The organism is Kitasatospora sp. NE20-6 (genome assembly GCF_045862635.1).
On record NZ_BPRL01000053.1, the window covers coordinates 71,964 to 78,639 of the forward strand.

Annotated in this window: 4 protein-coding genes; 3 read left to right on the plus strand and 1 reads right to left on the minus strand. The window is 74.6% G+C overall.

Annotation, left to right across the window (positions count from 1 at the left end):
- Positions 1-46: 46 nt before the first annotated feature.
- Both SNE206_RS29680 and SNE206_RS29685 read left to right on the plus strand, forming a co-directional pair.
- Positions 47-1,054, plus strand: a complete 1,008-nt coding sequence (locus SNE206_RS29680; RefSeq protein ID WP_407916597.1) for an NADP-dependent oxidoreductase — start codon at positions 47-49, stop codon at positions 1,052-1,054.
- A 59-nt stretch (positions 1,055-1,113) separates the two neighbouring features.
- A complete protein-coding gene (locus SNE206_RS29685) occupies positions 1,114-2,223 on the plus strand; it encodes a lactate 2-monooxygenase (RefSeq protein WP_407916600.1) in 1,110 nt (369 codons plus the stop codon).
- A gap of 67 nt (positions 2,224-2,290) precedes the next feature.
- Here the strand turns inward: SNE206_RS29685 and glgP are convergent, their stop codons facing one another.
- The gene (glgP, locus tag SNE206_RS29690) at positions 2,291-4,987 is read right to left on the minus strand and encodes an alpha-glucan family phosphorylase (RefSeq protein ID WP_407916598.1); all 2,697 of its coding nucleotides are present in this window, start codon (positions 4,985-4,987) and stop codon (positions 2,291-2,293) included.
- Positions 4,988-5,970: 983 nt separating this feature from the next.
- On the opposite strand from glgP, the gene SNE206_RS29695 reads away from it, so the two are divergent.
- Positions 5,971-6,676 (plus strand): maltotransferase domain-containing protein (locus SNE206_RS29695; protein ID WP_407916601.1); only part of this gene is annotated, 706 nt, incomplete at its 3' end.

Below are 6,676 nucleotides of genomic sequence, written 5' to 3' on the forward strand. Positions count from 1 at the left end.
CTGTGCCGCATCGGCGCGGCACGGCCGCCCGCACCAGGAGGCCGCCATGCCCACCCCGAACCGCCAGATCCGCCTCGCCGCCCGGCCCGTCGGCGAGGTCGCCCCGACCGACTGGGAGCACGTCGAGGGCGAGGCCGCCGTACCCGGCGAGGGCGAGTTCGCCGGCCGCACCCGCTTCGTCTCGCTCGACCCGGCGATGCGCGGCTGGCTGGACGACCGGCCCTCCTACCTCCCGCCGGTCGGCATCGGCGAGGTCATGCGGGCCGGGTCGGTGGTCGAGGTGACGGCCTCCAACCACCCGCGCTACCAGGTCGGCGACCTGGTGGTGGGTACCTTCGGCGTCCAGGAGCACGTCGTCTCCGACGGCCGCGGCACCGTGCGGGTCGACCCGTCCCTGGCGTCCCCGTCGACGTACCTCGGCGCGCTCGGCATGCCCGGCATGACCGCCTACTTCGGCCTGCTCGACGTCGGTGCCCTCAAGGAGGGCGAGACGGTGGTGGTCTCCGGCGCCGCCGGTGCGGTCGGCAGCCTGGTCGGGCAGATCGCCAAGGTGAAGGGCTGCCGGGTCGTCGGCATCGCCGGCGGGCCCGAGAAGTGCGCCCTGCTCACCGGGGAGCTCGGCTTCGACGCGGCGATCGACTACCGCGGCGAGGACGTCCGCAAGGCCCTGCGGACGCACTGCCCGGACGGCATCGACGTCTACTTCGACAACGTCGGCGGCGACGTCCTGGACGCCGCGCTGGCCCGTCTGGCGATGCACGCCCGGGTGGTGATCTGCGGCGCCATCAGCCAGTACAACGCGGAGTCGAAGGTCGAGGGCCCGTCCAACTACCTGTCGCTGCTGGTGCGCCGGGCCCGGATGGAGGGCTTCGTCGTGTTCGACTACGCGTCCCGCTACAAGGAGGCCGCGGCCGAGCTGGCCGGCTGGATCGGCGAGGGCCGGATCACCGTGAAGGAGCACGTGGTGCGCGGCACCGTCGACGACTTCCCGGCGACCCTGCAGATGCTCTTCCGCGGCGAGAACGTCGGCAAGCTGGTCCTGGAGCTCGTGTGACCACCCCGCCGCCCCCGCGCGACTGGGCGTCCTTCCAGTACGAGATCTACCTGAACGGCATGACCGGCGCCGTGCCCCGGCTGCCCGCCGGCCTGAGCCGGCTGGAGCGGCTCGCGGAGCAGCGGCTCGGCCCGGGCCCGTTCGGCTACGTCGCGGGGAGCGCCGGCAGCGGCGCCACCGAGCGGGCCAACCGGGCGGCGCTGGACGCCCACCGGATCGTGCCGCGGATGCTGCGCGACGTCAGCAGCCGCGACCTGCGCACCGAGCTGTTCGGCCGGACCCTCCCGGCGCCGCTGGCGCTGGCCCCCGTCGGGGTGCTGTCGATCCTGCACCCGGACGCCGAACCGGGCGCCGCGCGGGCGGCCGCCGCGGAGGGCGTGCCGTTCGTCCTCTCGTCCGCGTCGAGCACGCCGATGGAGCAGGTCGCGGAGGCGATGGGGGACGGCGAGCGCTGGTTCCAGCTGTACTGGGCCAAGGACCGCGAGGTGACCCGCTCGTTCCTGGACCGGGCGAGGGCGGCGGGCTTCACCGCGCTGTTCGTCACCCTGGACACGCCGCTGCTGGCCTGGCGCCCGCGCGACCTCGACCAGGCGTACCTGCCGTTCCTGCACGGGGTCGGCACCGCCAACTACTTCACCGACCCGGCGTTCCTCGCCGGGCTGGCGAAGCCGGTGCACGAGGACCCGAACGCGGCCGTGCTGCACTTCGTGTCGATGTTCGCCGACCCCGGCAAGACCTGGCCCGACCTGGCGTTCCTGCGGGAGCACTGGGACGGCCCGATCGTGCTGAAGGGCGTCCAGCACCCGGACGACGCCCGGCGGGCCGCCGACGCCGGCATGGACGGCGTCGTGGTCTCCAACCACGGCGGCCGCCAGGTGAACGGCGCGATCGGTGCGGCCGAGGCGCTGCCGGGCGTCGCGGCCGCCGTCGGCGACCGGCTGGCGGTGCTGTTCGACAGCGGGGTCCGCACCGGCGACGACGTCTTCAAGGCGCTCGCCCTGGGCGCCCGCGCCGTGCTGCTCGGCCGCCCGTACGCCTACGGGCTGGGGCTGGACGGGCAGGCCGGGGTCACCCATGTGATCCGGTCGCTGCTCGCGGAGCTCGACCTGACGATGGCGCTCTCCGGGCACCGCACCCCCGCGGGGCTCGACGCGTCCGCGCTCGCCTGACGGCGCCGCGCACGGCGGAGGGGCGGCACCGGTGGCCGGTGCCGCCCCTCCGCCGCTCCACGTGCCGTCAGCGCAGCACGCCGGCGTCCATCCCGGCCGACTCCGGCGGCAGCGCCACCAGGCCCAGCTCGGCCGTCGAGGCCAGCAGGTGGTGGGCGGGCAGCACCCGGACGGTGTAGCCGAACGGCCCGGTGCGGCCGAGCTCCAGCGAGCCCTCGTAGCGGTACCGGCCTTCGAGGTCCGGCCCGCCGGCCGGCTTGAGGGCGAGCACGGCGGCGTCGGAGATGCCGTCGGACTCGTCGACGCGGCCGGAGACGACCTGCACCTCCACGTCGGCCGGTTCCAGGGTGCCGAGCGAGACCTGCACCCGGAGCTCCAGGGCCGAGCCGAGCTCCTGGGCCTCGCGGCAGCCCTCGGCGTCGGCGTGCTCGACCCGGACGGCCGGCCAGGCCTCCCGGACCCGCGCCTTCCAGTCGGCGAGCTCACGGGCCCCGGCGTGGCCGGTGCCGCCCGCGGCGGCGGCCAGCGACCGCTGGGCCCTCGCGGCGGGGGCGTAGAGCTTCTCGACGTAGTCGCGCACCATCCGGCCGGCCAGCACCTTCGGGCCGAGGGTCACCAGGGTGTGGCGGACCATCGCGATCCAGCGGTGCGGGAGGCCGTCCGAGCCGCGGTCGTAGAACCGGGCGGCGACCTGGTGCTCGATCAGGTCGTACAGCGCGGTGGCCTCCAGGTCGTCGCGCCGCTCGGCCTCCGGGCTGTCCGGGTCGAGCCGCTCGGGACCGGAGCCGTCGGCGGTGGGGATCGCCCAGCCGTTGCGGCCGTCGTACCACTCGTCCCACCAGCCGTCCAGGATGGACAGGTTGAGACAGCCGTTGAGGGCGGCCTTCATCCCGGAGGTGCCGCAGGCCTCCAGCGGGCGGAGCGGGTTGTTCAGCCAGACGTCGCAGCCGGGGTAGAGGTGCTTGGCCATCGCCATGTCGTAGTCGGGCAGGAAGACGATCCGGTGCCGTACGGCCGGATCGTCCGCGAACGCGACCAGCTGCTGGATGAGCCGCTTGCCGCCGTGGTCGGCGGGGTGCGCCTTGCCGGCGACGACGATCTGCACCGGGCGCTCCGGGTCGAGCAGCAGGGCGCGCAGCCGGGCCTTGTCGCGGAGCATCAGGGTGAGCCGCTTGTACGACGGCACCCGGCGGGCGAAGCCGATGGTGAGGACGTCCGGGTCGAGCACGGAGTTGACCCAGCCGAGCTCGGCCTCGCCGGCGCCGCGCTGGCCCCAGGAGACGCGGAGCCGGCGGCGGGCCTCGTCGACCAGCTGCGAGCGCAGGAGGCGGCGGACCTCCCAGATCTCCTCGTCGCCGATCCGCTCGACCCCGGTCCAGCGCTTGGCGTCGCCGGTGGTGATGGCCTCCTCGGCGCGCTCGGCGCCGATCTGGCCGGCGCCCAGCCGGACGACCGCCGGGTCGATCCAGGTCGGTGCGTGGACGCCGTTGGTGATCGAGGTGATCGGCACCTCGGCGGCGTCGAAGCCCGGCCAGAGGCCGTTGAACATCGACCGGCTGACCTCGCCGTGCAGGGTGGAGACGCCGTTGGCGCGCTGGGCGAGCCGCAGGCCCATGGCGGCCATGTTGAAGAGCGTGGGGTCGCCGCCGTGCCAGCTCTCCGCGCCGAGCGCCAGCACCCGGTCGGCCGGCACGCCCTGCATCGCCGCGTCGCCGCTGAAGTGACGCGCGACCAGGTCGCGGTCGAAGCGGTCGATGCCGGCCGGCACGGGCGTGTGGGTGGTGAAGACGGTGCCCGCCCGGACGGCCTCCAGTGCGGCGGCGAAGTCCAGCTCGCGGCCGCCCTGCGCGGCGGGCGCGACCAGCTCGCGGATCCGCTCGACGCCGAGGAAGCCGGCGTGGCCCTCGTTGGTGTGGAAGACCTCCGGCTCGGCGTGGCCGGTGAGCCGGCAGTACGTCCGGACGGCCCGGACGCCGCCGATGCCGAGCAGCATCTCCTGCAGCAGCCGGTGCTCGCTGCCGCCGCCGTACAGCCGGTCCGTCACGTCCCGGTCGGCGGGGGTGTTGGACTCGATGTCGGAGTCGAGCAGCAGCAGCGGGACGCGGCCCACCTGGGCCCGCCACACGTGCGCGGCGAGGGTGCGGCCGCCGGGCAGGGCGAGGTCGACGCGGCAGGGGGTGCCGTCGTCCTCGCGGAGCAGGCTGACGGCCAGTTCGTCGGGGTCGAGGAGCGGGTAGCGCTCCTGTTGCCAGCCCTCGCGGTCGAGGGACTGCCGGAAGTACCCGTGCCGGTAGAACAGCCCCACGCCGATGATCGGCACGCCGAGGTCGCTGGCGGCCTTGAGGTGGTCGCCGGCGAGGATGCCGAGCCCGCCGGAGTACTGGGGCAGCGCGGCCGCGATCCCGTACTCGGGCGAGAAGTAGGCGACGGCCTCCGGGAGCGGGCTGCTGCCGTCGCCGACGGGCGGCGCCGACTGGTACCAGCGCGGACCGGCGAGGTAGTCCCTCAGGTCGTCGTGGAGGTCGCCGAGCCTGCGCAGGAAGCGGCGGTCGGCGGCCAGGGCGGCGAGCGTCGCGGCCGGCACCTCGCCGAGCAGCCGGACCGGGTCCTCCCCCACGGCGGCCCAGACCTCCGGATCGACGGAGCGGAAGAGCTCCCTCGTCTCGGGATGCCAGGACCACCGGAGGTTGAGCGCGAGCTCGTGCAGTGGCTGGAGTTGTTCGGGCAGGACGGTGCGGACGGTGAATCTGCGGATTGCCTTCACGTCGTGAAGCCTAGAGCCTGACGGCGCCTCGAATGTGCGTCAACTGTCGTATTCCACACCCGTTCGGACCATTGTTGAGATCGCAATCGGCGCAGTGCGGCGAACGAGGGGCGCACGGGGCGCACCCGGCCGGAAAGGCGCGCCCCTGGCGCGTGAATATCCCGCTACGGCTGCGTTTCCATTGGCCTATATGCCTCTGCATACCGTCCGAAATCGCGCGATTACTACCCCGTAGGTCTTGCCGGTGGTGCGAGGATGCAGAAAGGTCGTTGGTGCGGCAGGGAGTGTGAGCCCGGTTGGCGCCCCTTGCTGCCCCATGGCCGGATCATGTCCCGCTGACGTGCCCTCACCCTCCATCGCCCATTCGGCCGCTGCCGTTGCCCACTGGCGTGTCCTCACAGCTCACCCCGTCGTTTTTCGGGTGGGTTGGGTCGCTCCGGGGCGCGCCCCACGAGGCGCGCGCCGGGACGCACGCGCCCCGTGGGGCCGGCCGCGGCGCGCGGTCCGGCGGTCGGGTCTCCGGGCCCGTCGGCACGGGCCGCGTTCCGGTCGTTCGGCCTTCCCACCCACAGTCCTCCCGGCACTCCCCCGGCGTCGCGCCGGCTGTCGGGAGCCGCCGCCGATTCGGGCAGGAGTTTGGCATGCACGGCGAGACGCGGGATCAGCCCACCGCAACGACCGACGGCCCTGAGACACCGTCGACGGCGGAGCCGCCGCTGCCGGCTCCGCGCGCCGCCCGCACGGCCGCCACGGCCTCCGGGGCGACGACGGCCAGGAAGGCCGCGGCGAAGGCCCCGGCACGGAAGACCACCGCCCGGACCACCACCACGACGACCACCGGCACCGCCGCGGTCACCGGGGCCCCGGCCAGGAAGGCAGCCCCCCGGAAGACCGCCACCGAGAAGACCACCACCAAGAAGACCACCGCCAAGAAGACCACTGCGCGCAGGAGCACCGCCCGCAGGACCACAGAGAGCGACACCGTGATCGGCCGCATCCCCGTCCTGGACGTCAGCCCCCTCGTCGACTCGGGCCGCCGCCCGGCCAAGGCCGTCGAGGGCGAGAGTTTCCCGGTGACCGCCACCGTCTTCCGCGAGGGCCACGACGCGGTCGGCGCCAACGTCGTGCTGCGCGACCCGCGCGGCCGCAGCGGGCCCTGGACCCCGATGCGCGAACTCGCCCCCGGCACCGACCGCTGGGGCGCCCACGTCGCCCCGACGGCCCCCGGCCGCTGGTCCTACCTGGTGGAGGCCTGGAGCGACCCGATCGCCACCTGGCGCCGGACCGCCGCCGTGAAGCTGCCGGCCGGCATCGACACCGCGCTGGTCCTGGAGGAGGGCGCGCAGCTGCTGGAACGGGCCGCCGGCGGGGTGCCCAAGAAGGAGGGCCGGGCCCACGTGCTCGCCGCCGTCGACGCGCTGCGCGACCCCGGCCTGCCGCCGCTCAGCCGGTACGCCGCCGCGCTCGCCCCCGAGGTGCTCACCCTGCTGGAGCGCTACCCGCTGCGGGAGCTGGTGAGTGCGTCGCGGCCGATGCCGTTGCAGGTGGACCGCAAGCGCGCACTGTACGGGGCCTGGTACGAGTTCTTCCCGCGGTCGGAGGGCGCGGTGGTCGACCCGACCGGCGTGCAGCCCCCGGTCTCCGGCACCCTGCGCACCGCCGCCGAACGCCTGCCCGCCGTCGCCGCGA